This window comes from Nonomuraea sp. NPDC001831, from assembly GCF_042892035.1.
GTDB lineage: Bacteria > Actinomycetota > Actinomycetes > Streptosporangiales > Streptosporangiaceae > Nonomuraea.
In genome coordinates, this window is sequence record NZ_JBIATU010000024.1 from 44,567 (window position 1) to 68,833 (window position 24,267).

13 protein-coding genes and 1 pseudogene are annotated in these 24,267 nt (G+C 69.2%); 3 read left to right on the plus strand and 11 right to left on the minus strand.

What is annotated here, in order from left to right; genetic code table 11:
• The first annotated feature begins 483 nt into the window (after positions 1 to 483).
• A complete protein-coding gene (locus tag ACFYYW_RS44985; protein WP_387659662.1) occupies positions 484 to 3,543 on the plus strand; it encodes a tetratricopeptide repeat protein in 3,060 nt (1,019 codons plus the stop codon).
• A gap of 304 nt (positions 3,544 to 3,847) precedes the next feature.
• Here the strand turns inward: ACFYYW_RS44985 and ACFYYW_RS44990 are convergent.
• From ACFYYW_RS44990 to ACFYYW_RS45025, 8 genes and pseudogenes are all read right to left on the minus strand, one after another.
• Positions 3,848 to 4,153, minus strand: a pseudogene (locus ACFYYW_RS44990) (hypothetical protein); the annotation flags it as partial.
• Between the two features lie 266 nt (positions 4,154 to 4,419).
• Complete coding sequence (locus tag ACFYYW_RS44995; protein WP_387659665.1) at positions 4,420 to 4,734, minus strand: hypothetical protein; 315 nt, start codon at positions 4,732 to 4,734, stop codon at positions 4,420 to 4,422.
• A gap of 153 nt (positions 4,735 to 4,887) precedes the next feature.
• Complete coding sequence (locus ACFYYW_RS45000) at positions 4,888 to 5,520, minus strand: T6SS immunity protein Tdi1 domain-containing protein (protein ID WP_387659668.1); 633 nt, start codon at positions 5,518 to 5,520, stop codon at positions 4,888 to 4,890.
• Positions 5,521 to 5,528: 8 nt separating this feature from the next.
• On the minus strand, positions 5,529 to 12,314 hold the full coding sequence (locus ACFYYW_RS45005; RefSeq protein ID WP_387659671.1) for a polymorphic toxin-type HINT domain-containing protein: 6,786 nt from the start codon (positions 12,312 to 12,314) through the stop codon (positions 5,529 to 5,531).
• A 74-nt stretch (positions 12,315 to 12,388) separates the two neighbouring features.
• Positions 12,389 to 16,390 carry a LamG domain-containing protein gene (locus ACFYYW_RS45010; protein ID WP_387659674.1) on the minus strand — a complete coding sequence of 1,334 codons (4,002 nt, stop codon included), beginning with the start codon at positions 16,388 to 16,390 and terminating at the stop codon, positions 12,389 to 12,391.
• Positions 16,391 to 16,689: 299 nt separating this feature from the next.
• Positions 16,690 to 17,298, minus strand: a complete 609-nt coding sequence (locus tag ACFYYW_RS45015; protein ID WP_387659677.1) for a class F sortase — start codon at positions 17,296 to 17,298, stop codon at positions 16,690 to 16,692.
• 139 nt (positions 17,299 to 17,437) lie between these two features.
• A complete protein-coding gene (locus tag ACFYYW_RS45020; RefSeq protein WP_387659680.1) occupies positions 17,438 to 18,286 on the minus strand; it encodes a hypothetical protein in 849 nt (282 codons plus the stop codon).
• Between the two features lie 37 nt (positions 18,287 to 18,323).
• Positions 18,324 to 18,923: a hypothetical protein gene (locus ACFYYW_RS45025; protein WP_387659684.1), complete on the minus strand. Its 600-nt coding sequence runs from the start codon at positions 18,921 to 18,923 to the stop codon at positions 18,324 to 18,326.
• 656 nt (positions 18,924 to 19,579) lie between these two features.
• Between ACFYYW_RS45025 and ACFYYW_RS45030 the strand changes: the two genes are divergently transcribed.
• Complete coding sequence (locus ACFYYW_RS45030) at positions 19,580 to 20,206, plus strand: DUF2785 domain-containing protein (RefSeq protein ID WP_387659687.1); 627 nt, start codon at positions 19,580 to 19,582, stop codon at positions 20,204 to 20,206.
• Positions 20,207 to 20,353: 147 nt separating this feature from the next.
• Here the strand turns inward: ACFYYW_RS45030 and ACFYYW_RS45035 are convergent, their stop codons facing one another.
• Entirely contained in the window at positions 20,354 to 21,292 is a 939-nt protein-coding gene (locus tag ACFYYW_RS45035) for an NADP-dependent oxidoreductase (RefSeq protein WP_387659690.1), read from the minus strand.
• A 112-nt stretch (positions 21,293 to 21,404) separates the two neighbouring features.
• Here ACFYYW_RS45035 and ACFYYW_RS45040 point away from each other — a divergent pair, with 112 nt between their 5' ends.
• Positions 21,405 to 22,385, plus strand: a complete 981-nt coding sequence (locus ACFYYW_RS45040) for a GlxA family transcriptional regulator (RefSeq protein ID WP_387659693.1) — start codon at positions 21,405 to 21,407, stop codon at positions 22,383 to 22,385.
• 352 nt (positions 22,386 to 22,737) lie between these two features.
• Here the strand turns inward: ACFYYW_RS45040 and ACFYYW_RS45045 are convergent, their stop codons facing one another.
• A complete protein-coding gene (locus ACFYYW_RS45045; RefSeq protein WP_387659696.1) occupies positions 22,738 to 23,229 on the minus strand; it encodes a hypothetical protein in 492 nt (163 codons plus the stop codon).
• A 465-nt stretch (positions 23,230 to 23,694) separates the two neighbouring features.
• Complete coding sequence (locus tag ACFYYW_RS45050) at positions 23,695 to 24,222, minus strand: DinB family protein (RefSeq protein ID WP_352324181.1); 528 nt, start codon at positions 24,220 to 24,222, stop codon at positions 23,695 to 23,697.
• Positions 24,223 to 24,267 lie beyond the last annotated feature (45 nt).

Below are 24,267 nucleotides of genomic sequence, written 5' to 3' on the forward strand. Positions count from 1 at the left end.
CCGGCCTGCCCTGGCCGTCTGGGGACTCGCGCTCACCGCGCTGGCGCAAGTCAACCCGCTGCTGCCCGCTGCGCTGCTGGTGACCATCTCGATCACACTGTCCCTCGCCCTACGCCGCCAGCAGCCCCTCGAGCAGCCCCGGAACCGGCCACGAGCCCGGCCGCGGGTCCACCCGCAGGCGGGCCCCCGGTCGGCAACGCGACGACGTTGCGCCAAGCGACGGTGTCGTGCCCATCTCACCGACTCGTGCCACCGGCTTCCGCTACCGCGGCCTGGATGCAGGCACTACCGCTGAACCGGCCACAGCCGGGGCATGCCAGGCGCTCACTCCGCCCCCTGCCCGGTTGATCCGCAGCACCGGGCCCATGTGCCGTCGGCCGCACCACACGTGCGGCAATAGCGGAACTGACCGATCGGGTGACCCCGCCTCGTGGCGAACGTATCGTCATCGGCACCCCCGTGCCTGGAGGAGGCATGGCCCACATGGACGATTCCAGCGTTCCCATCCCCGCACCGGACGAGCCTCCATCCGGTGATCCCGCGCAGCCACCGGTCGTCCCCGGCCCGTCCGCCGATGTCCCCGCCGCGCCCCTGGTGGGCCTGCAGTACAACCTCGGCGAAGGCATGCGCGTCTACAACGCCCGCGACATCACCATCGCCCCAGCCTCACCGCCCCCACCGCCGGAGATGCGCACTCTGCCTCGCGACGTGGCCGCCTTCACCGGCCGCGACGCCGAAGTGCGCCACCTGCTCACCGCCGCCGCGCTGAGCACCGGGATCGTGGCCATCCATGCCGTCGACGGCATGCCCGGCGTGGGCAAGACCGCGCTGGCGGTGCACGTGGCGCACCTGCTCGCCGCCGACTACCCCGACGGACAACTGTTCGTCGACCTCTACACCCACACCCCCGGCATCCCAGCCGCTGACCCGGCCGAAACCCTGGGCCGGCTGCTGGCCCGCACCGGCATGGACCCCCGCCACATCCCCGACGACCTCGGCGAGCGGGCCGCCCGCTGGCGCTCCCGTCTGGCAGGCAAGAAGATGCTGCTCATCCTCGACGACGCCTCCGGGCCCTCCCAGGTCGACCCGCTGCTCCCCGGCACGCCCGGCTCCCTGGTACTGATCACCAGCCGCTCCCGAATGATCGGCCTCGACGGCGCCGAAGCTCTTCCCTTGGCCCCTCTCCCACCCGAGCAGGCGACCGCGTTGTTCACCCGGCTGGCCGGACGCGGCCCCCTGACCGGAGCTGACGCCGCAGCCGTGACCGAACTCGTGCAGTTGTGCGGACACTTGCCGCTGGCGATCGCCCTCATGGCCGGCCGGATCGCGCACCGGCATGCGTGGCCCCTGCACACGCTCGCCGCCGAGTTCGCCGCCGCCGAGAACCGGTTGGGCGAGCTGGAGGCTGGCGACCGGGCGGTACGCACCGTCTTCGACATGTCCTACCAGCACCTACCGGCTGACCGGCAGCGACTTTACCGGCACCTCGGCCTGCACCCCGGACCCGACATCGACGCCTACGCAGCCGCCGCCCTGGCCGACATCCCCCTGGCTCAGGCCCGCCGCGAGCTGGAGGCGCTGTATGCCGACCATCTCCTCGACGAAACTGCCCCCAGCCGATACCGGCTGCACGACCTGCTCCGCGCTTACACCCACGACCTGGCCACCACGTGCGACACAGCCGGACAACGCGAGCAGGCCACCGAACGGCTGCTCGCCCACTACACCCGCACCGCCCAAGCCGCCGACCAGTACCTGAACCGGACCTCACGTCCCTCCTCCCCCCCAGCCACCTCCACCTCCGGCCACGCTCGGCCAGACCTGGCCGACCGCGACACGGCGCTGGCATGGATGCGTACCGAACATCACAACCTGCTGGCCTGCCTGGACCACGCCACCACCCACAGTCAGCACCGGCCCCTCATCGACCTCACCGCCGCCATGGCCGCCTACCTGCGCCAGGAAGGCCCTTGGCAGCAGGCCGCCACCCTGCATCACACCGCCGCCACAGCTGCCCGCCACCAGCATGACCCCGCTGCCGAAGCCAACGCCCTGCACCATCTAGCCGACATCCGGCGCCTGACCGGGGAGTATGCGCAAGCCGCCGACCTGTGCGAGCGAGCACTGGCGCTGTACGAGCAGCTCGGCAACCAGCTCGGGCAAGCCAACGCCCTCCAGGTCCTGGGGCAGGTCCGGCTCCGGGTCGGGGAGTATGCGCAGGCGGCCGATCTGAGCGAGCGGGCGCTGGCCCTGTATGCGCAGCTCGGTGATCGGCTCGGGCAAGCCAACGCCCTCCAGAGCCTGGGCCAGGTCTGGCGCATGGCCGGGGAGTACGCGCAGGCGGCCGATCTGAGCGAGCGGGCGCTGGCGCTGTCCGAGCAGCTCGGTGATGGGCTCGGGCAAGCCGACGCCCTCCGAGAGCTGGGGCAGGTCCGGCGCGTGGCCGGGGAGTATGCGCAGGCGGCCGATCTGAGCGAGCGGGCGCTGGCCCTGTATGCGCAGCTCGGTGATCGGCTCGGGCAAGCCAACGCCCTCCAGAGCCTGGGGCAGGTCCGGCGCCTGGCCGGTCAGTACGCGCAGGCCGCCGATCTGAGCGAGCGAGCGCTGGCCCTGTACGAGCAGCTCGGCGACCGGCTCGGGCAAGCCACCGCCCTCCGAGAGCTGGGGCAGGTCCGGCGCGTGGCCGGGGAGTATGCGCAGGCCGCCGATCTGAGCGAGCGGGCGCTGGCCCTGTATGCGCAGCTCGGTGATCGGCTCGGGCAAGCTAACGCCCTTCAGGTCCTGGGGCAGGTTCGGCGCCTGGCCGGTCAGTACGCGCAGGCCGCCGACCTGAGCGAGCGGGCGCTGGCCCTGTATGCGCAGCTCGGTGATCGGCTCGGGCAAGCCAACGCCCTCAAGAGCCTGGGGCAGGTCCGGCGCCTGGCCGGGGAGTATGCGCAGGCCGCCGATCTGAGCGAGCGGGCGCTGGCCCTGTATGCGCAGCTCGGTGATCGGCTCGGGCAAGCCAACGCCCTCCAGAGCCTGGGGCAGGTCCGGCGCCTGGCCGGTCAGTACGCGCAGGCCGCCGACCTGAGCGAGCGAGCACTGGCCCTGTACGAACAGTTCGGCAACCGGCACGGGCAAGCCAACGCGGTACAGCTGTTGGGCTGCGTGCACACGCAAACCGGAGACCATCTGACGGCCGCCGATCTGCTGGCGCGGGCGCTGAGCTTGTTCCGGCAGGTAGGCGACCGGCAAGGGGAAGCCGAGACGCTCAACTACACCGGCGACCTGCTATCGGTCTCCGCTGGGCCGGAGCAGGCAGCCAGGGTGTACCGGCAGGCGCTGGACCTGGCCCAGCAGGTCGACAGCCCGTTGGATGAGGCGCACGCGTTGGACGGCATCGCCCGCTGTGCGGCCGCGAACGGAAACCGGGACGCCGCGGTGGCCGGGCTGCGCCAGGCGGTGGCGCTTTACCAGCGGCTCGGCGTGTCCGAGGCCACCACGGCCGCCGAGTATCTGGCCACCCTGGAACCCGGCAACGACATACCGACTGCCTCTTGAGCCCATCTTCTCGACACGGTCCTCGCATGGCGGCGCACACGGCATGCGCAGATATGAGCAGATCACCCGGACCGGGTGTGCGGTGCCAAAACGCCGATGCTGTTGCTGAGCGGGGCAGTTGCAAGGCGGTCAGGCTACTCTGTGGTACTCGCTGATCAGTCCGGTGACAGTCCTTCGACGGTGGATTCGGGGCGGTCATGTCAATCACTTCGCTGGGGTGGTGCATCAGCGGGCGGAGCGAACGGCCCTGATGCGGGCGATGCTGGCTGAAATGGCGTTCATAGGCGGCCAGAAGTGTACGCAGGTGCCGTTCACCATAGATGATCAGGTGGTCGAGGCATTCGCGTCGAAGTGTGCCGACGACTCGCTCGGCGAACGCGTGCGCCCGTGGCGAGCGCGGCGGAATCTTCAGGACGCGCACGTCGGCGCCGATGAGCACCTCGTCGCATGCTCTGCCGAACTTGCCGTCCCTGTTCCGGATCAGGAACCGGAACTTGTCGGCTCGCTCGCCCAGTTCCATCAGCAGATTGCGTGCCTGCTGCGCCGTCCAGGCGCCGGTTGGATGTGCCATGGCACCGAGGATGCGCACGCGCCGCGTTTCGATCTCCATGACGAACAACACGTACAGGCGCTTGGGGAACACCGTATCGACGTGGAGAAAGTCGCATGCCAGGATGCCGGAGGCTTGAGAGATGAGGAACTGGCGCCGGGTCGGTGAAGCCCGGCGCGGCGCGGGCTCCAATCCCGTCGCCGCCAGAACCCGGCGGACCGTCCCCTCTCCCACGCTGTGGCCAAGACCGAGGAGCTCACCCTCGATGCGCCGATGTCCCAGCGTGGATTCCCCGAGCCAATCGGACGATCAGATAGCGGATCTGTTCAGAGAGCGGGGGCCGGCCCTGTGCGGCGTGGTGGGTCCACTTCTTCTTGACCAGCCTGCGATGCCAGGCCGGCAGCGTGCCGGGCGTTGCGATGCCGATGCAGTCGAAGACGAGCGGGTAACAGTCTTGCCAGCGCGGTCAGCAGCGCCCGATCGGCACAGTCCGGCCTGGGCTGGGGGATCTGGCGACGCAGCACCGCGACCTCATGCCGCAACACCAAGATCTCCACCTCTGCGGAGGCACTGCCCCGTGCGAGCAGCTCCAGCCAGCCGAACACCCTGACCACCAGCAGATACAGAAGGCGAAACAGCACGAGAGTCGAGCCTAGAGGACCAGGTCAGACCCGCTGCAATCAGTTCTGGCACCGGACAAGAGACACAAGAACCGACCTTGCCTGAGCCGGCACCTCAGGTCGATCTGCAGGTCAAGCCCCCCGCGACGACCTTTGAAGCGGTACAGGTGCCCATCAACTACGGCGAACTTCGTCCGTGATTGTAATATCGTCGATCCTCGTTCCCGGAGCCAACTTCGATGTTCCTTGCCGGAGCTCACCAATAATGTGCCAGTAGATCTCGATATCGAATCGACTCAGATTGACCAAGTGATCCTCGCCACCCAGGAAAAGTGGAACGTTGTAACCCACGCACTCTCCGAAGCCCAGGGGCGTCGCGTCGGCAGTCCGCCACTCCTGATAGAAGCTCTTGGCCAAGGCTTCGTCGGCGTAGTCGACCAACTCGCCATTGTGAAAATCAGAGAAGGGCACCGGGATTTCCAAGGCCTGGCCGGTCCCAGGCTCAAGCATGAGGATCGGAGGGTCTTCCGTCTCTACGCGGAGGTCCAGGGAGAACTGCCGCCCCAACCAGTCGAACCCGAAGCAGGACAGATTGCCGAACTCTGGAAAGGCGTGAGCGGCGAAGGCGTCAGCCTCTGCACGAGATTTCCATGTGTGAATCCTGTACAGGCCGTCATTGAAAGTAGACCCGCCGTACCCCGACAACAGGCGGTCGGCTGCTGCGTGGCGTCCCTCATCCCGAGGGACGCCACCGTCGGTCCCCACATTCGCCGTCAGCTCATAGGCCTGCAGGAACCGATCAAGCATTGTTACCCCTAACAGATGGTTACTCTACACACATGTGTGCCTACCGGAACGCCGCGTAGCTGATTTCCGATCTGGGCACCCAGGCTTCTGTTGACAGAGAAGTTGAGTGGATTCATGTTGCTCACGTTGTCCGCACCACCGAGCTGCAGGTCCTTTGTGTGATCGACATCCTCGCCCGACGAAACGGAATTCCCAGCCTTCTTGTACCGGGAAGCGGCCGACGTGCCAGCCCGCTGAACTGTGGTGACTGTCAGGTTACCATCGGCATTCAACGCCGCAACCTTCGCGTCAGCCGCTGCCCTCTGCGACGCATCCCACCCTGGCTTGTACTTCAGGTTGAGATCGATTCCAGTGCCGGCACCACAATTGTGAACCAGCACCTTTTGATTGCCGGCACCGACATAGTACGTGTGTACACCGGCGACAGTCAGATTGTGGACGCGTAGCTGCGTCGTCCAATTTTGGATCTCTATGACCTGGACCCACGCACCCCTAGAGGTACGGAGCCACGCGCCTGGCGTCAGTTCATCCGCTTCGATCCAGCCCTTACGGGATTCATCCCAGAACAGGTGGCCATCGGTGGCGATCATCACGCCGGTGGCCTGGCCCTTGTTGCCATCGGTGTCGACGGTGATCTGGACGAGGTTCTTCTTGCCCTCGCCGGTGATGACATTGACGACGGGCCGTGAGGTTGTCTTGCCCGTCTTCGGATCGGTCGCCTTGACCTTGTCGCCGAGTTCGACCTTCTCGATGGGCTTGGTGCTGCCGTCGGCCATCAGGACGGCCGTGCCGGGGACGAAGCTGTTGGTCAGGCAGTTCGCCAAGGTTCGTTCGGCGACGGCGAGCTCGTCCTTGGCCTTCAGCCAGCCGACGAAGGAGTCCTTGGCCTTGACCAGCAGGCTGCCGACCTTCTTGCCGATTTCGATGGCCTTGCCCCACTTCCAGGGCAGACCGTACTTGACGGCGGCCTTGCCGAGGACGCCGCCCGCCACCGAGGTGAGGACGTTGACCGCGGTCTCACCACAGGCGGCGAGGTCACCGGTGGTGAAACAGTCGATGCCGGCGGTGAGGCCGACCTCGTCTGCTGCGATCTTCGCCAGCGCCACCACGGTTTGGATGATCTTCTGCTTCTCCGCCTCGACCTTGGTCTGGGCGGTGGCCACCGCCTGCTGGGCGGCGGCGGTGCCGGCGGCACGGCTTCCGCTGGATGTGGACGTGGGCGTGGAGGTGGACGGCTTGGCCGCGGGCTTGGGCTTGGGTTTCGGCGTGTAGGTGGTGTCGCCCGCTTCGCAGGAGGAGGCGCAGGCCGTCAGCAGGCCGGTGGGGTCGCTCCAGGTGAGCGGGTTGTTGCCGGCGTAGGCGTAGCCGTGGATCTGCTGGGGGTCGGTCAGGTCCATGACCGGGTCCACGCTGGCGAACCGTCCGAGGAGCGGGTCGTACTCGCGGGCGCCGAGATGAGTGAGGCCGGTGCTGTCGTTGATGCCGGTGCCGAGGAAGCCGTGGTCGCCCGGCCAGACGCCGGTCGAGCCGCGCAGCGCGCCGAAGGGCAGGGTACGACGCAGCGACACGATCTGCGTGGCGCCCTGGATGGCCACCTGCCCGGTCCCCTGGTGGTCCGGGGCGAGGAAGCTGACCGCGCTGGCACCGACGCGGACGGCGACGGTCTGGCCGTCCAGGTTGTAGTACCGGGTGCCGGAGACGACGGTCGTCTTCTTCAGCTCCATGCCGAAGGGCAGGTACAGGGTGACGGTGGTGCCGTCGCGGCGGATCAGCCGGTTGCCGTCGGCGTCGTAGAGGTAGGTGCTGGTCTTGGTGCCGTCGGTGACCTTCTCCAGACGTCCTTCGGTGTCCCAGGTGAGTGTCTGGCTGGTTGCGCCGATCTTGCGGGTGGTGGTGTTGCCGACCTGGTCGTAGCCGAAGCTGTCGGTACGCGCGCCTGCCGCGCCGGTCTGGGTGACCGACGAGAGCCGGTGCTGGCCCTGGCCGGCAGCGGGGTAGGTGTAGGTGCGGACGGTGTCGGCCGCACCGCCCACGCCGTGCTGGGTCTCCTTCGTGCGGTTGCCGGTGGCGTCGTAGGCGTAGGACTGCCAGTACGGCTGGATGCCGCCGATCACGCTGGAGGCGGGGGCGGCTGCGCAGTCGGTGTCGCCCTCGGTCCAGGCCTCGGTCAGGCGGCGCAGGTAGTCGTAGCCGAAACACTGCGTGTCGGTGCCCGACTTGGACACGTCCGCGATGGAGGTGATGTTGCCGGCGGGGTCATAGCGGTAGGTGGCCGAGCGGTCCACGCCGGTCTGGTTCTCGCGTTCCACCCGGGAGTTGGCCAGGCGCTGGGTGCCGAACTCGTAGGAGTAGGTGAACCAGGAGCGCTTGCCCGCCGTGGTGCCGACCTCGTACTGGCCCACCTTGCCGGTCAGGCCGTAGGTGGTGGCCGTCACGTAGGTGTTCAGGTTGGAGGTGAGGGTGGTGGGCCGGGCCAGTTCGTCGTAGCCGTAGACGGCGTTCTCGGCGTTCATGCCGCCGGCCTGCGGATAGCCGATGGACTGGACGGTGCCGTCCAGGTTGTAGCTGGTGCCGAACTGGTAGCTGCCGGCGAGCGTGCCTTCGGCCGACGGGACGGTGACCTTGGTCTGGGTGGCCCGGCCCATCGTGTCGTAGGCGGTGACCGCGCTCGTGTACGCCTGTCCGGTCGACCAGCGGGTGGAGGAGGTGATGGCGCCCTTGCGCAGGGTGTCGTAGACGAACTCGGTCAGCAGTGTTCCGGTGGCCGAGCCGTCGCGGGTCTGGGTGACGCGGTCGAGGTCGTCGTAGCCGGTCCAGACGGTCTTGCCGCGGGCGTCCGTGCTGGAGGTGACGCGGTCGAGGTCGTCGTAGGCGGTCTTGGTGACGCCCTTGTCCGGGTCGGAGCTCTCGATGAGGCGGCCGCGCTGGTCGTAGGTGTACGTCCAGACATTGCCGGATCCGTCGGTGACCTTGCCGACCCGCCCGGCCGGCGTGTAGCCGTAGGTGGTCGCGTCGTAGGCGCCGGTGGGGCTGTCGCCCTTGTACTGGCGCTTCTCGCTCACCTGGCCACGCGCGTCGGTGATCGTCGTGATGGGAGTGCCGCCGGACGGCGGATCCACGTGCACGCGGTCACCGCCGTAGCTGGTGGTGGTGCGCCACTTCTCCTGACCGACGCCGTTGCCGGCCAGTAGCTTCTCGACCGTGACGCGGCCCAGGCCGTCGTACTCGTAGGCCGCCTGCGACTCCACGCCGTCGGTCACCTTGAACAGCGACGGCTCCGGCGCGCCGGTGGCGTAGTAGGCGGCGTAACTGCGGTCGACCAGGCCCCGCTCGTTGTAGAGGGTGTCGGTCAGCAGGCGGCCGCCGTTCGGGCCGGGTGACTGCGTCTGACGCGGGCGCAGCAGACCGTCCATGAGCGTGTAGCTCCACGGACGGTAGCCGCCGGAATTGTTCAGCGAGCGGGTACCGACCGCGACGATGGCGCCGCTCTTGATCGTGTAGCTGTACTCGGTGTTGGCGTTCAGCCCGGCTGACTTGGGGTTGTTCGGCAGCCAGACGCCGATGAGGCGGCCGAGCCCGTCATAGGTCAGGTCGGTACGCGACCCGGCCGCGTCGATGTTGGCGGTGGGCAGGCTCCAGGCCGCGTCGAGTTCGGTCGTGGTGGTCAGCGCGGTCGCCGCGTCCCCGGCCTTGGCGGAAGGGGTGGTGCTGGCGATCGACGTGGCCAGGCCCTTCGCGGGCGTATAGGCGGTGGTCGAGGTGCGTCCCGCCGCGTCCGTCGAGGTCAGCTCGCGGCCGTAGGCGTCGTACGTGGTGGTGCCGACCGTCGCGTACGTGGCCGTGGTGCCGTTGTGCGTGGCCAGCTTCTCGGCCTTGGTCGACTGGCCCTTGGACGGGGCCGCGCCGAGTGCGCCGTTGTCGAAGTAGGTGCGTACGTCGGCGATGACCTGCTTGGAGCGATCAGGGGCCGTGGCGCACGCCACGGCGACGGTCTCCTCACGGGAGACGTAGTTGATCAGCCAGTCACGGGTGTTGGGCGTGGCGTAGGTGATGCGGACGCACTGGTCGTCGGCCGTGGTGGCGACGTCGCCCTTGTCGTCGGACTGGGTGCGCAGGCCGTAGGTGGTGTCGTAGGCGTGGTCGACGCGGGTCTCCCGCCAGCCGCCCGCCTCCAGTGCAGTCCAGGTGCGGGTGCTGCCGATCCCGGTCAGGGCCGCGTTGACGGTGCCCCAGGGCCGGGTGCGGCTGGCGGACTGGTGCCGCCACGGCGTGTTGACCGTCTTGGACACGACCGCGCCGCCGGGCTTGTCGTACGTGGTGGTCTTGAGCAGGAAGCCGTCCAGGCTCTCATGGTCGGTGTGCGTGCCGCCCTCGCCGTCGGAGACGGTCACGGTCTTGGTGTCGGAACCGTCCTTGGTGGCCCGGTCGCCGTTCATGCCGCGCAGGTACAGCGAGGTCTGCTCGGTCTTCATGCCGACCTCGGGGCCGCCGCCGGTGCGCGTGGTGACCTTGCCGTAGCCTCGCCACTGACCCCACGTCTTGTACTTCTCCTTGACCAGGCCGTCGTCGTCGTCGAAGTGCCAGGCCGCGCCGCCCTCGTAGGCGTAGCTGGTGACCATGTCGGGCGCGAGCCCGGTGCGGTCGGAGGCGATTACCTTGGTGACCACGTACTTGTGGAACCAGTCCCGGACGGGGTTCGCGGTGCCGCCCGGCTCCCAGAACACCGGGAAACAGCGCTTGCCGTTGTCCGAGGGCGCAGGGAGGCTGTCCAGGGTGCATTCGGGCTCGCTGTAGCTGACGTCCAGCTGACCGCCGGACTCGTCGTAGATCGTCCCGAGCCGGTACTTGACGAACGGCGGGATGTCGTCGCCCTGCTTGTCCAGCCGGTTCATGAGCTGGACGTGGTTGAACGTGACCGGAGGCAGGCTGGCCGGGGTGCCGGTGGCCAGACCGGTGTGCTGGATGGACTTCAGCAGCAGCGCCTTGTCGGCGTCCGCCTCACCCCAGCTGTGGTCCAGTGCCCAGGAGTCAACGGGACGGTAGGAGCCGTCGGCCTTGAGAACGCTGGTGGTGACCTTGGTCAGGCGCTTACGGGTGAAGAAGGCGGGCGCGAAGACCTGCTCGCATTCGCCGTCGGCGTTCTTGCACTGCTGGTCCCAGGGCACGTCCGGCCACTGCTGCGGCTGGTTGTCGATCTTGTCGGGAGCGCAGTCGAACCCGGACTCGGGGATGCAGCGTTCGGCGACCTCGAAGTCGACCCGGCCCAGCGGCTTGCCGGTGTAGACGGCGTCGGAGCGCAGGCCGTAGTCGATGTGGTCCAGCCAGGAGCCGCGGTCGTAGGGGGTGTCGTCCGCCTTCTTCAGGTTGCGGCCGTAATGGTTGCCCTCGACCTCGTAGTAGTACGCCATGGCGTTGCCGGACGGGTCCACGACGTAGTCGAGGTTCCAGCGGTAGGCCTGCTGGCACCAGGAGTCGGCGAAGCCTCCGCCGTTGCAGGGCTCGCCCGAGTTGTTGCCGAAGACCGGGACGGTCAGGGCCGACTTGGTGGCGCCGCTGCCGTTCCAGCCGGGCAGGCGGTTCAGGCCGAAGAAGTACTGGGTGCCGTCGGTGGTGGTGATCCGCCAGTGCTCACCGTTGTCGTCGCCGTTGGTGGTGCCAGTCAGGTGCTCGATGCGGGTGCCGTCGTCGTCCTTGAGCTTCCAGACGTCCGAGCCGGGAGCGGTCTGGACGAGGTCGCCGCCCTTGCCGTTCCAGGTGAGGGTGGCGTTGGGGTAGGCCCAGCACAGGTCGCCGGGCTTCTCCAGGTCCGTGCCCTCGCCGTCGTCCTGGCAGGCTTTGTAGCTGCGCTCGATGAAGCCGGGGGAGAGCTGGAAGCCCTCACCCACCCACGAGGTCTGGCTGTTGGTGTTGGCGGTCTTGCCGTCCACACTGGCCGAGGAGTAGGAGACGGCCAGGTCCGGGGTGAGGTCGCCGGGCACGGGCGGCACGCGCATCGGGTACGACCAGGTGAAGTCGCCCGTGTTGGCGCCTGCGGACCAGGTGGCCGAGGCAGACAGCGAGGTCGCCCGGTAGTCGCCCTGGCTGCCCGACGGCCCGGTGGTGGCGGCCAGCACCATCGGACCGCTCGCGGTCAGCGAACGCGCGTCCGCGTTGAGCGTGATCTCACCGGTGAGCGTGCTCGCCGCAGGGTCGTTGGCCGACGCGATCGCCGTCGTCTGGCGACACTCTGGCTTGTCCGGGCTGGTCAGCGCGCAGGCAGGCAGACTCACCAGGCGCAGCCGGCTGCCGTACGAGCCGCCATATGCGTGCTTGAACGACGAGTAGTTCAGCTTGATCTCGGCTCGGCCGGGCTGCCCCTCGCTCTGGGACAGGCTGAAGAGCGGGCCGTCCAGGCCGACTCGCTGTGCGGCGGCCCGGTCGTGCACCTGGAGCTTGACCTTGCCGCCCGCGGCATGAGCAGCGCTCTTGCTCTTCGGCGTGGCAGGGACGCTGAGCTGGAGAGGTGAGCCGCTGAGAGGGGCGCCCAAGTCCGCTTCCACCGTGACGGCGCGCGGCCAGTCGATGGTCGCGAGGATCGGCGTGTGCTTGGTAGCCGGATCCGGCTTGCGGTCGCGTACGGCCACCTGGCCGCCCTTGGCGACGCGGTCATGACTGGTGACGTCCGGCCGGCCGTTCTTCTGCGGCTCGGCGCTGACCGGTTGGGCGTGCAGGGTGGTCAATCCGACACCGCTGAGCGCGAGCACGGCCAGTGCCCGGATCCAGCGGTCTCGCCTGCGTGGCAGCGTGCTGCCCACGGGTTACCTCCAGAAAGCCTGTGTCAGGCGGGGAAAGGGGGAACGCGGGCTGGGCCCCTGAGGGCCCAGCGGCGTCAGGAATTGGCGAGGAGGGTGATTTCCTCGGTGGTGAGGGCGCCCTGGTAGGCGTGGACCTCGTCGAGGGCGCCGGGGAAGGCGTTGCCGTAGCTGCCGCTGACGAACTTGGTGCGGCCGATCTGCAGCGCGCCGCTGCCGTTCCACGGGGTGTCGTGGGTGGTCGAGCCCTGCAGCGTGCCGTTGACGTACAGGCTGATCTTCTTGCTGGTCGGGTCGTAGACGCCGGCCAGGTGGGTCCACGTTCCGATGGCCGGTGCGGCGGTGGAGACGGCGGTGCGGGCGGCGGCGGTCGAGGTGTCGTTCGCCCTGATGCGCATGATCCAGCGTTGGGTGGCCTGCTCGTAGCCCAGGTAGAAGGCGCTGCCTCCGGCGCTGTCCTGGGACACGGCGGCGTGGTTGGCGGTGGCGCTGTCCAGCTTGACCCAGGCCGTCACCGAGAAGGCCCGGTCAGTCCGCACCGGTGAGGTCGAGCTGGCGTAGGCGCCGCCGGTCAGCTGGGCGGCGCAGCTTCCGCGTGCGTCCTCCACCCAGCTCGCGGTGCCGTTGAGCGTGGCGTCGTGGCCCTTGCCGGAGTAGTCGTAGACCGTGGTGCCGTCGCACTCGTCGAACGTGAGCAGCAGCTCGGGCGCGGTGGGCGGATACGTGGTGATCTCGGTGCTGTTGGCGAGGGTCTGGATCTGGCTCTCGCTCGCGATGCCGGTGAAGGCCCAGGTATCGTCGAGCTGGCCGGGCCAGTACTCGCCGTACGCGCCGCCGGTCTTCGTCCGGCCGAGCTGCAGGCCCTTGGCGGCGCTGAAGGCCACCGTGTTGTCGCGGACCGACACCGACTCCTCGAGCTGGCCGTTCACGTACAGCCGCAGCTGGTCGGCGAACGCGTCGTACACCACCGCGAGGTGGTCCCAGGTGGAGTTGGTCTGGAAGCGGGGGTGGCTCGCGGTCTGCGACACCGCGCCGGTGGCGTCCTTGTCCGGTACGTCGATCTGCCAGGCGCCCTGGTTGGCCGGATCGGTCCGGTCGGGCACGTACCGCAAGGTGAAGGCGCTGTTGACGTTGCCTTCCTCGCTCAGCACGGCGACCGGCTTCTGCGGGCGTCCCGCCGTGCTCGCCCAGGTGGCGACGGTGAAGCTCTCACCGGTGTTGACGACCGGGGCGGCGGTGGCGGCGTAGCCGCTGGTCCCGTTCAGCGTCAGGGCGCCGGTGCCGACGGCGACGTTCGCCGTGCTGATCGAGGCGCCGCCGCCCAGAGTGAGGTTGCGGGCCTTGCCGCTGTCGTCGCCGCTGACGGCGGGAGTGCCGGAGGCGGAGTTCAGCTTCCAGCGGGCGGCCACGGTGGGGTGCGTGGTGAACAGGTCGCGCGCTTCGGTGCCGGTGACCACGCGGTCGTACAGGCGCACGTCGTCGATCGAGCCGCCGAACAGGGTGCCGGGGCCGCCGCTGTAGGCGCCCGAGCCGATGAACACCGGGCCGGTCGCGTTCCAGCCGGAGGTGAAGGCGGTGCTCTCGGTGAGCGTGCCGTTGACGTACAGGCGGAGCTGTCCGGCGGTGGCGTCGTAGACGCCGACCAGGTGTTGCCATTCGCCGCCCTGCGGGGCGGCGGCGCTGTTGACGCGGACGCCGGTGGCGGTGCTGGTGTCGGTGGTGGTGCGCATGAAGCTCCACCGGTCATAGCCGGGCGAGTAGAACAGGTCGAAGCCGGACTTCACCGCGCCGGCCTGGGCCATCACGTTCATCTGCTTGCCGGGCTTGGACGTGGCCAGACGCACCCAGGCGGCGATCGAGAAGCTCTTGCCGGTGTCGAGGGCCGGGCCCGCGGTCTTGGCGTAGGCGCTGGTGCCGTCCAGGTCGAGGGCGGTGCCGTCGGCGCCGGGGATGCCGAGGGTGGCGTTGCCCGTCAGCGTGGCCGGGATCTGCCCGGACAGGGTGGTGGAGCCGGCCGGGTCGTCCATGTTCCACTCGGCCTTGGCCGGGGTGCCCGCCTTGACGCGGAACAGGTACTGGGCCACCGCGCTGGCGTTGCCGGCCGCGTCCAGGGCCTTGACCCGCAGGAAGTTCACGCCCGCCGTGGACGGCATGATGCTGACCGTGACCGGGCCATCGCCGGTGGTGGTGCGTTCGAAGGCCGACGACGGGTCGGTGTTGAGCCCGATCTGGTACTTCACCACGTCGGTCGCGGTGGTGCTGATCGTGAAGTCGCCGTACCTGCCGACGCCGTCGAGCCAGGGGTCGTCCGGGTTGTCCGGGTCGGATTCCGGATACGCGGTCGAGGTGATGGTCGGGGCGGTGGGGGCGGCGGTGTCGTACAGGAAGGTGCAGAAGACGGCGCCGGTGCCCTCACTGCTGTAGGCGCTGTAGGTGGTGCCGTCGTAGGAGCGGGCGTCCCAGGAGAGCGTCTTGCCCTGCGGCGGGTTGAGCGTGGCCGGGATCGTCATCTGGAACTGGGAGCCGGACGCCTTGGCGTCGGTCAGCGGCGAGGTCCACTTCAGCGCGCCGTCCCAGAACAGGCGGAACTGGCCGCGGACCTTGGCGGCGTCCTCGGTGTCGGCGTCGCGCAGGGTCGCGTACAGCACCGGCAGCTTCTGCAGCTTGGGGCCGTTCGGCGACACGCAGGCGCCACCCGGGTTCATGCTCAGGTCGGCGGGCTTGGGCTGCTGCGGCGGGGTGTTGTAGTTGACCCGCAGGTACGCGTCGTCGCCGAACCGCTTCCAGCCGATCATGTCGCTCTCGTTGGCGGCGCGCAGGCCGAAGGCCATCCGCGACTGCCCGGCGGCCAGGGCCTTGGTCAGGCCGGCCTTGGCGTCGAACTCGACGTTCTTGGCCGGGCAGTTGGCGTCGTGGCCGTAGGCCACGTCACGGGAGTCGAGCTGCTGACGCCACCAGCCGGACGTCTTCTGCTTGTCCCAGTCCAGGGCGTCGGCGAAGTTGTCGGTCCACCACAGCTGGACGGACCGGTCCTCGCACGAGGCCGACCAGACCTCCTTGGCCTGGAACTCGGCCGAGATGACGGTCTTGCCGGCGTAGGCGCCGATCGGCATCTCGTAGTGCAGGCGCTTGACGTGGTTGCTGCCGCAGCGCGAGTCGAGGCTGGTGCTGCAGTAGCCCATGCCCTCGTCGTTCTTGCCCTTGAACTTGTAGTAGGGCGTGGACGGGAAGGCGCTGGTGGTCATCGCCCACTCGTTGGCCTGCTCGGTCTTGAACACCGGGTCGATGTAGACGGGGAAGGTGGTGTTCGCGCCGGTCAGCAGGCTCTGGTCGGGCGCCAGCGCCAGCTCGTCCTGGGTCACCTGGACACCGAGCTCGGCCACGTTGGCGCCCTCGCCCGGGCCCTCGGCGGAGCTGACCTGGCCGGGCGCCGCCGCCTGAGCGGCCTTGAGCGTACGGGCCGTCGCGGCCTGGGCGGGCGCCGAATCCCACATCAGCGGGGTGGGCGCCCTGAAGACGCCGGCCCCCGAGGCCGTGTCGACCGCCGACACCGCGCCGGTGTCGTCCTTCCTGGTGGTCAGCCCCTTGCCGGACAGGCTGTAGCTGAGCTGGGAGAGCGCGGGGTTCGCGGCCGCCTCGCGGGTCTTGACGACCAGGACGTGGGAGAAGCCGTCCACGTCGGCGCGGGCTCGCAGGTCCACGCCGGGCAGTACGTCGGCGTAGACGGCGGTGTCGCCGTCCAGGGTCGGCGCAGGCAGCGTGTTGTTCCAGCCGAGCGACAGTTCCCGGCCGGCCAGGCCCATCGTCGCCAGCGGCGCGTCGCCGCCGGTGGAGAAGCGCAGCTCGACGGTGGAGGCCACCGGGCCGATGGAGCCGTCGGGCTTCTTCTCCAGGCGGGCGTCGGTCCTGACCCAGCGGCCGGCCTGGCGCGTACGGACGGGGCGCAGGTGTTCCACGGCGGTGTAGGTGCCGTCGCTGTTGGCGAACACCTCGCGGGACTCGCCACGGAAGGCGCCGATCTCGACGGGCTTGCCGGTCTTTCGTGCCAGCTTCAGCGCTGCGGCTTCGGTGGCCACCATGGTCTGCGTCGGGTCGGTCTCCGCATGGGCCGCGGAGGGGGCGACTGCCGCCAGAGGCAGCTGAAGGAGGGCGAGCGTGAGCGCCCCCGTCAGCGCAGCGGATACACCGCGCGTATTGATCACTTAAATTCCAAACAAGAGCAAAGAGGACGTAAAGCGGCGATAAAATTAGCAGCTCAGAGGGTCGTCCTCGTGCCGGGGAACCTCGCGGTTATCGATCAAGAAATGGGCGGGAAGCCTTGTCTCATCGATCGTTTCGGCGGGGCTGCATGCTCTTGATCGTGGTTGTCACAGATATGTCACAGTTGGGGGCTGGCCTGCAGGAAGCTGGCGAACACGATCACGTTGTCCGCGTAGCTGCGCGACGTGGTATTGAAGGCGCCGCCGCAAGTGATGATGCGCAGGGCCGGATTCGGCGTCGAGCCGTAAACCTGGGCGCTCGGAAACGCCGTTTTGGCGACCCTTTCGACCCGGTCGACGGCGAACACGTCACGCCTGCCGTCCGTATGGGCCACCGTGATCCGGTCCTGTGGACGCAATTCCTTCAGGCGCGCGAAGACCGCCGGAGCGGTCCGGGTGTCCACATGGCCGAGCAGGACGGCCGGGCCCACCTCGCCCGGTGACGGGCCGAGGCCGTACCAGCCCACCAGGTTCTCCTCGTCCAGAGGGGGCGGCTCGATCACCCCGCCGGCGTCCAGGCCGACCTGGACGATCGGCGCGGACACGCCGATCGCCTCGATGTCCAGCCGGGTGGGAGGGGCCACGGCCCCGGCTGGGGACGGTTGCGCCGCGGGCGGAGGAGGCGCGGGTATGACGACGTACTGCGGAGGCGGGGACGCCGACGCGGACGCGGCGTCGGCCAGGACCCGGTAGGTCATCGCCAGCGGGGTGCCGACCAGGACGATCACTCCGGCAATGATCATCACCCAGGAGAAGGCGTTCAGCTTCCTGCCCGGCGTCCCAGAGGCGGGCGACGGAGGACAGGCCGCCGGTCGGCTTGTCTTCGCGGCAGCGAGGACGACCAGCCACGAGTGCTCCGAGTGCCGGTCAGAGTCCATGCACGCGCCTGCGCCTCAACTCCCAGCCGATGCCGATCGCCAGCAACAGCACGACGCCGCCGCCCGCCACGTACGGGAGAGGATCCGGCGCGGCCAGGCCGCCACCTCCGGTCGGCGCGCCACCCACGGGGGTGACGACGGCGCCGCCCTGATCGGTGTCCGTGGGTTCCGCGGTCACCGTGACCGTAGGAGTGGGCGTCGGGGTGGGTGTACTCGACGGCGTGGCCGTGGCTGCTGCTTCAGTGCCCTTGACGGTGACGGAGCCCAGAGCGGGGGCCGCGGCGTCGGCGGTGCACACCGTTTCCTGGACGCTGCCGTTACGGGTGATGAGCAAGGAGATGTCGCCAGGGACGACGCTCAGCGTGCCGGCCTGACGAGGTGTGTAGGTGCCCTTCATGGCGCCGCCGTTCAGGGGTTGACCCTTGGTGATCGCGGCGCTGTTGGGCGGCGAGGTGGTGACGACTGCGGTGACGACTGCGGTGGCGGGATCGGCTGACGTGGTGGCACTGCCCGTGGAAGTGGGGGCCGGGCTGGAGGTGGTGGTCGCGGTAGGGATCACGGTGGAGATCTTCAAGGTGCCCTTCTGCGTCACCGCGCCTGCGGGCAAGGCGTCCGGGGCGAGCAGCCCCGTGTCGACGGACCACTCCAGGTCGAGGTTCTGCCCGACGGACGCGGTGGCCGGAAGGCCCGCCCGGACCTGGACCTGCGCGGGCGCGTCCGTCCCCAGGGGTGATCTGCAGGTGTAGGTGACGGCCGTGTCAGCGCCGGCCGGAGTTGCGCCGAAGCCGAGGACGGCGGCGAACGCGACGATCGGTGGCGTGATCCATCGGGAGAGCATGAACATCCTTCGCGGAGAGGAAGCAGTGAGGGAGAAGTCAGTGGGCCCGGTGCTGACCGATGTGCACCTCGCGGCGCGGGCGCGTGATCCTGGTACGCGCCTCGACCAGTACCAGTCCGCACAGCACGGCCACGATCAGGACGATCGCCGGGACGGCCAGCAGCATGTCCCGCCATCCCATCCCAGGACGCGCCGAAGGAGCGCTGACCAGCCGCACCGTCTGCTGGACCGGGGGCGAGGAGGACGGTGCCGGCGACAGTGCCGGCGTGCTCGGCGGAGCCACCTGGGGCAACGTCACCTCGGGGGGCGGCGTCCCCGCCTCGGGCGTTTCGGCCAGGACGGGGGGCAGGTTTGCCGCAGGAGGTTGGCTGATGGGGGCGGGCTGCGGAACCGCGGTCACGGTGACCGTGGGCGCCGGTGTTGGCGGCTTGACCGTCTTGGTGATGGTGGGGGCCGGGCCCGGTTTGGCGGGTGGTGCGACGGTGACGGTCACGGTGGGAGTCGGCCTGGGGGAGTTCGGATCGTCCTCGACCGTTCCCCAGTCGGGTTCGACCGTCCCCGGCTGCGGGTCCGCGTTGGCCGTGCCCGGGAACACGCTCAGGAGCAGTACGGCCGACAGGATCAGGATCCTTCTCACGCGACTACGGGCGTCGACGTCAGCCTGCAAGGGCAGCTGATCGGAGTGGGCACGGGACGAGGACCTCACGAGTCGGCGATGGGCGGCCCGAGTAGGTTAAGGCAAAGATTTGCCCATGATTGTCCTGTTTGATGTCAAAAAGAGAACCTTTGGGTAGATCTTCTCAGTACTGCTCGTTGCTGGTCGCTCACGTTGAGCCCCTGCGGTGGCCACTTGGGGTAGGCGGAGATGGAGGAGTCGGTGGTGAACGCGCTTACATCGGCCCAGGGCAGAATGATGATCGGCCGCGCTCGTGATGAAGCACCATGGCGACGGTCGCTGCCACTGCCCTGATCACGCAGCAGAACCCCAGTTCAGAGTACGAATTCGTGTTCCGAGCGGGACAGGGGCCAGTGCGAAGCGCTGCTTCCCGATCTACACCCCTGCCGCGGCGGCGGTGCTGACGGCTGAGATAGCATCCCGAAATGCCATCAACACACGTCGATTGGCCATCCGTCGCAGCTGCGGATTTCCCCTTTCCCAGCCATGTAGAGGTCCGCCGGCTGGCGGACGAACTCTCAGCCATGCTTGTGTCATCGGATCCTGCGGTCCGTGACGACCATGCCTACACCGCGCTTGCCCGTTGGACCGACGAGGGGTGCCTGGACGAGGTGCTCGTGGACATCGGAGACACCTCGGCCACGCGTTTCACCCACCCCGACATCCAGGCGCGTTCCTTCGCCGCGCTGGTGCTCGCCCGCGTTCTGGGCCGCGTCAGCGCCGTGCCGCGGGTCGTGGCCGAGGAGACCGCCGACCGCTGGTACGGGGCGTTCGCCGCATGGTTTCCCGCGGAGGTCGACACTCGGGGCTGGGACGACACCCTCGGTTGGCTGCACGCCGTCGCCCATGGCGCCGACGCCGCTGCCGCGTTCGCCTCTGTCCTGCCCTGGCGCGGCAGCACCTTGCTGGACCTGTGCGCACGCCGAATGACGGCCAAGGCGGCTCCCCACCGCTACGTCCAACTGGAAGACGCGCGACTCGCCCGCGCCATCACGACCATCCTCTTCGTCCCCTCTCTGTCCGTGGACGAGGCCACCGGTTGGCTGGACACCGTGGCCCACGCCTTCGCCGACGCCGAACCCGGACCCGTGCCGCCGTGGGCGTTCAACACCTTCGGCACGTTGCAGTCCCTCCACATGCATCTGGCCCGGGGTCTGGCCGGCCGAGGCATGCCACCTCACGCCGAGGCCGTCGCCACTCGTGTCGTGGCCGTCCTCCGCGGCCCCTTCCCCTGGTTGTCGTAACGCTTGGTTGTCGTAACGCTGTCGGGCAATCGTCCCCTCGGGAGTAATCTCGGATCGCCGCCCGCCAGGCAAGCCCAGACCCGGCATCCCCGATGATGTGAAGGGCGGGAAACAGGCCGCGCCGGCCCTGGCCATGCGCACCGGCGATCAGGCCGTGAGCGACAGCACGATCTTTCCCGTGGTACGGCCGGCATCGCTGAGCTCGTGAGCCTCGGCCGCCCGCTCCAGCGGGAACACCCGGTCGATCTCAGGACGCAGCAGCCCCGCCTCCACCAGCTCGGCGACCTGCCGCAACCCCGCTTGGTCGGCCTCCACGATCATGAAGGCGGCCCGCCGGGCCACGGCGGCGGCCTCCTCGGCCAGGTACGCCTCGGCCGGTGAGGCGAGCGAGACCAGGATGCCGCCCGGACGCAGGATCTTCAGCGACCGCGGCCCGTAGGCGCCGCCGATCGTGTCGATCACGACGTCCACCGGCTCCATGACCGCCTCGAAGTCGGTCTCGGTGTAGTCGATCAGCTCGTCCGCGCCGAGCCCGCGCAGGAACTCGTGCTTGGCCGTACGGGCGGTTCCGATCACATGGGCGCCGCGCGCCTTGGCGATCTGGACGGCCAGGTGCCCGACCCCGCCCGCCGCCGCGTGCACCAGGACCCGCTGCCCCGGGGCCACCTCGGCGACGTCCACCAGGGCCTGCCAGGCGGTGAGCGCGGCCAGCGGCAGCGCCGCGGCCTGCAGGTGGGTCAACGTCCCGGGCTTGCGGACCAGGTGCCGGGCCGGGGAGGTCACATACTCGGCATACGTGCCCGCCGGAAGCGGGTGGCGCGGCATGCCGAACACCTCGTCGCCGGGGGCGAGCGTGGCGACCCCCGGACCGACCGCCTCGACCACGCCGGACAGGTCCCAGCCGAGCGGCACCACCGCGCCGGCCAGCCCGCCGGAACCCCGGTGCCAGGAGTCGGTCGGGTTGACACCCGCCGCGTGCACCCGCACCAGCACCTCGGCCGGGCCGGGCACCGGCCGCTCCGCCTCGATCACCTTCAACACCTCAGGGCCGCCGAAACCGTCCTGGCCGATCGCGCGCATCGTCATCTCCCGCTGTCTTTCGCCCGCCGCGCCCTGGTGGCCCGGCAAGGAAAAGACTCGCGCACCGGGCCACGGCGGAGCGAGTGGCAAGAATGCCATCATGTGAAAGAATCTTGCCATGCATCGCGTCCGCGTCCTGGCCCTCGACGGGGTCTATCCCTTCGAGCTCAGCATCCCGGTGCGGATCTTCGGCACTGCCGCCGGTCGCGCGGGCGAGCCGCTCTACGAGGTCACCACCTGCAGCTTGGACGGCGGGCCGGTTGCCACGAGCGCCGACTTCGCCATCACGGTGGCGCATAGCAGCGAGGCGCTCCGGACGGCCGACACCTTGGTCATCCCGCCGTTCGCCTGCGGCCCCGAGGCGGAGCGCGACTGGCTGCCCGACGCGCTGCGCCACGCCCTGGCTCTGGTGCCGGCCAGTGCGCGCATCGTCTCGATCTGCACGGCCTCCTACGTGCTCGCCGCCGCCGGCCTGCTCGACGACCGGCCCGCGACCACGCACTGGAACGAAGCCGAGCACTTCCAGCGTGCCTTCCCCCGGGTCCAGGTGGACGCGAACGTCCTGTTCGTCGACGAGGGGCGGATCCTCACCGCCGCGGGCGTCGCCGCCGGCATCGACCTCTGCCTGCACCTGGTACGCCGCGACCACGGCAGCGACGTCGCCAACCGGGTGGCCCGCCTCTGCGTGGTGCCCCCGTGGCGGGAGGGCGGCCAGGCCCAGTACATCGAGCGCCCCGTGCCCGAGCCCGCCGCCGCCACCACCTCCGCCACCCGCGCCTGGGCCCTGCAGGAACTGCACCGGCCGCTCACCCTGGCCGAGCTGGCGGCCAACGCCGGAATGAGCGTCCGCACCTTCTGCCGACGCTTTCGCGAGGAGACCGGCCTGCCACCCGGCCAGTGGCTCACCCGCCAGCGGGTCGAGCAAGCGCGCCGCCTCCTGGAGACCACCGACCTGCCGGTCGACCGGGTCGCCGCCCTCGCCGGCTTCGGCACCGCCGCCTCGCTGCGCCAGCACCTCGCCACCACCATCGGCGTCCCACCCTCGGCCTACCGCCAGTCCTTCCGAACCGTGGCCAGTGCCGTCGACCGGGCGAGGTGAGGGCCCGATCGGCCCAGTCCGGCTTCGACCGGGTGACCTGACGCTTCAGCATTGCCACCTCGCTGCCGAAGGACCATGATCTCGACGTCCTCGGACGCCTGATCATGCCCATCAAGACCGGCCATGCAGCGGGCCGTGGTGGGGAGGTGGGGAGTTATTGCTGCCGAGGTAGGACTCGCCGCCGTAGCAAGTCGCGGCGTGCGCGGTGGTGGACCGACCAGCACCCCCCGCGAGCGAGGAGCAGGGCAGCAGGGAGCCGTGGCCGGGCCAGGTGGACGAGGAGGGGGTCAGTTCTCACAAACCGTAGGGCACGCAGACCACCCCACCCCGTGCAGCGCCCGGCCGAGGCCGGTCAGCCTGCCGCCGGGCTCTGCTCGCCGTCCTGGCGAACCGTGCCGAGGGGGATGCAGTTGTCCGGGGCGCCGGTACGTACCCCCTCGCACAGCTGAGCCCGCGACAGATCGGCCTTCTCCGGTACTAGTTGCCAGGCGCGAGTCCAGTACGGAGTGTCCGCCGCCAGATCGCCGAACTGCTTCGAGACGCCGGTGCCGTACTCGGGGGAGCGCATGTCCTCTTCGGTGAAGTAGTTGGTCCCGTTGTCCATGCCGCCACAGCTGACCTGGCTGTTGGCGTCCTGGGCGGCCTTGCATCCGTCGTACCGGACCACCCAGTACGCCTGGGGATGCGGGGCCTTCAGGGGGCGTCCCGGAGTGCTGGTGACCTTCAACACGAGCTGGATGTATGTCAGGCCCCGCGGCGCCGGGGACTGCGGAGCGTCGGGACTGAGCTGGGCGTCCACAATCTGAACCGAGTGCGGATAGGGCCCCTTCTTCACGGACAACACCGGACCGCGTCCCTCGAACGAGGCACCCGACGGAGAGGGCGACGGACTCACCGGGGCAGACGTCCCGGGCGTGACCGTCAGGTCCGGGGCAGACCGGTCCGGTTGCACCCACCCTCCGCACGCAGCCAGAAGACCACTGCAGGCCAGGGCAAAACCGCCTCGCGCACACCGGACCAGACGTATGCGTCCACCGTTCCCCATAGATCCTCCTGTTGCTTGCCATGGGGTCGGGCTCCCAGCCACCCCCTTCTGATCTTGGGCACACAGTAGCGAAGGCGGTTGGTCGGACTTACTGCGAAGTTCCCGAAAGCGGCCGAACATTATGTACGGCCCCATGCCCACGAGCACGTAAGCCTTCGTCGGCCCGCTCGGCGTCCTGGAGCTACGGCTGACCACCGCTCAGCCGATCAGCGGGTACGTCGGTGAGGTGGCCGGACCTGGATACGGGTGATGCCGGGAGAGCCGCTATGCTCCCGTAACCCCATCGATGCGCTCTCGGATCAGGTCGGCGTGCCCGGTGTGCTGCGCGTACTCCTCCAGGAGGTGGATGTAGATCCAGCGGAGGCTGACCTTGCCGGTCGGCGCCCGGGGGTCGTCGGCCAGCTCCTCCAGGTCGATGTCCGCAACCGCGGCATCACAGGCAGCCGTCTCCGCGAGGAAGGCGGCGTAGTCGGCCTCGGCGTCGGCGTCGGCCACCAGGTCGAAGTCGCCGTCTTCGTACTCCTCCGTGATGTACAGCTCGGGCAGGTTCTCGTGCAGGAACTTCTCCCGGAACCACCAGCGCTCGACTTCCGTCATGTGTCGCAGGAGGCCGAGCAGCGTCAGGTTGGACGGCTCCACGGCGGCGGTCTTCAATTGCTCGGAGGTGAGGCCGGCGCATTTGCGTAGCAGGAACAGCCGGCGGAGCTTCAACCAGCTGTCCAGCATCTCGCGTTCGCCACAGGCCATGTCCGTCCGAGGTCCCCGCTCTACGTCGGGTGCTGTCCACGTCATGTCACCATCATGACGACCTGCGCAACCGCTTTCGCCGGGTACGCG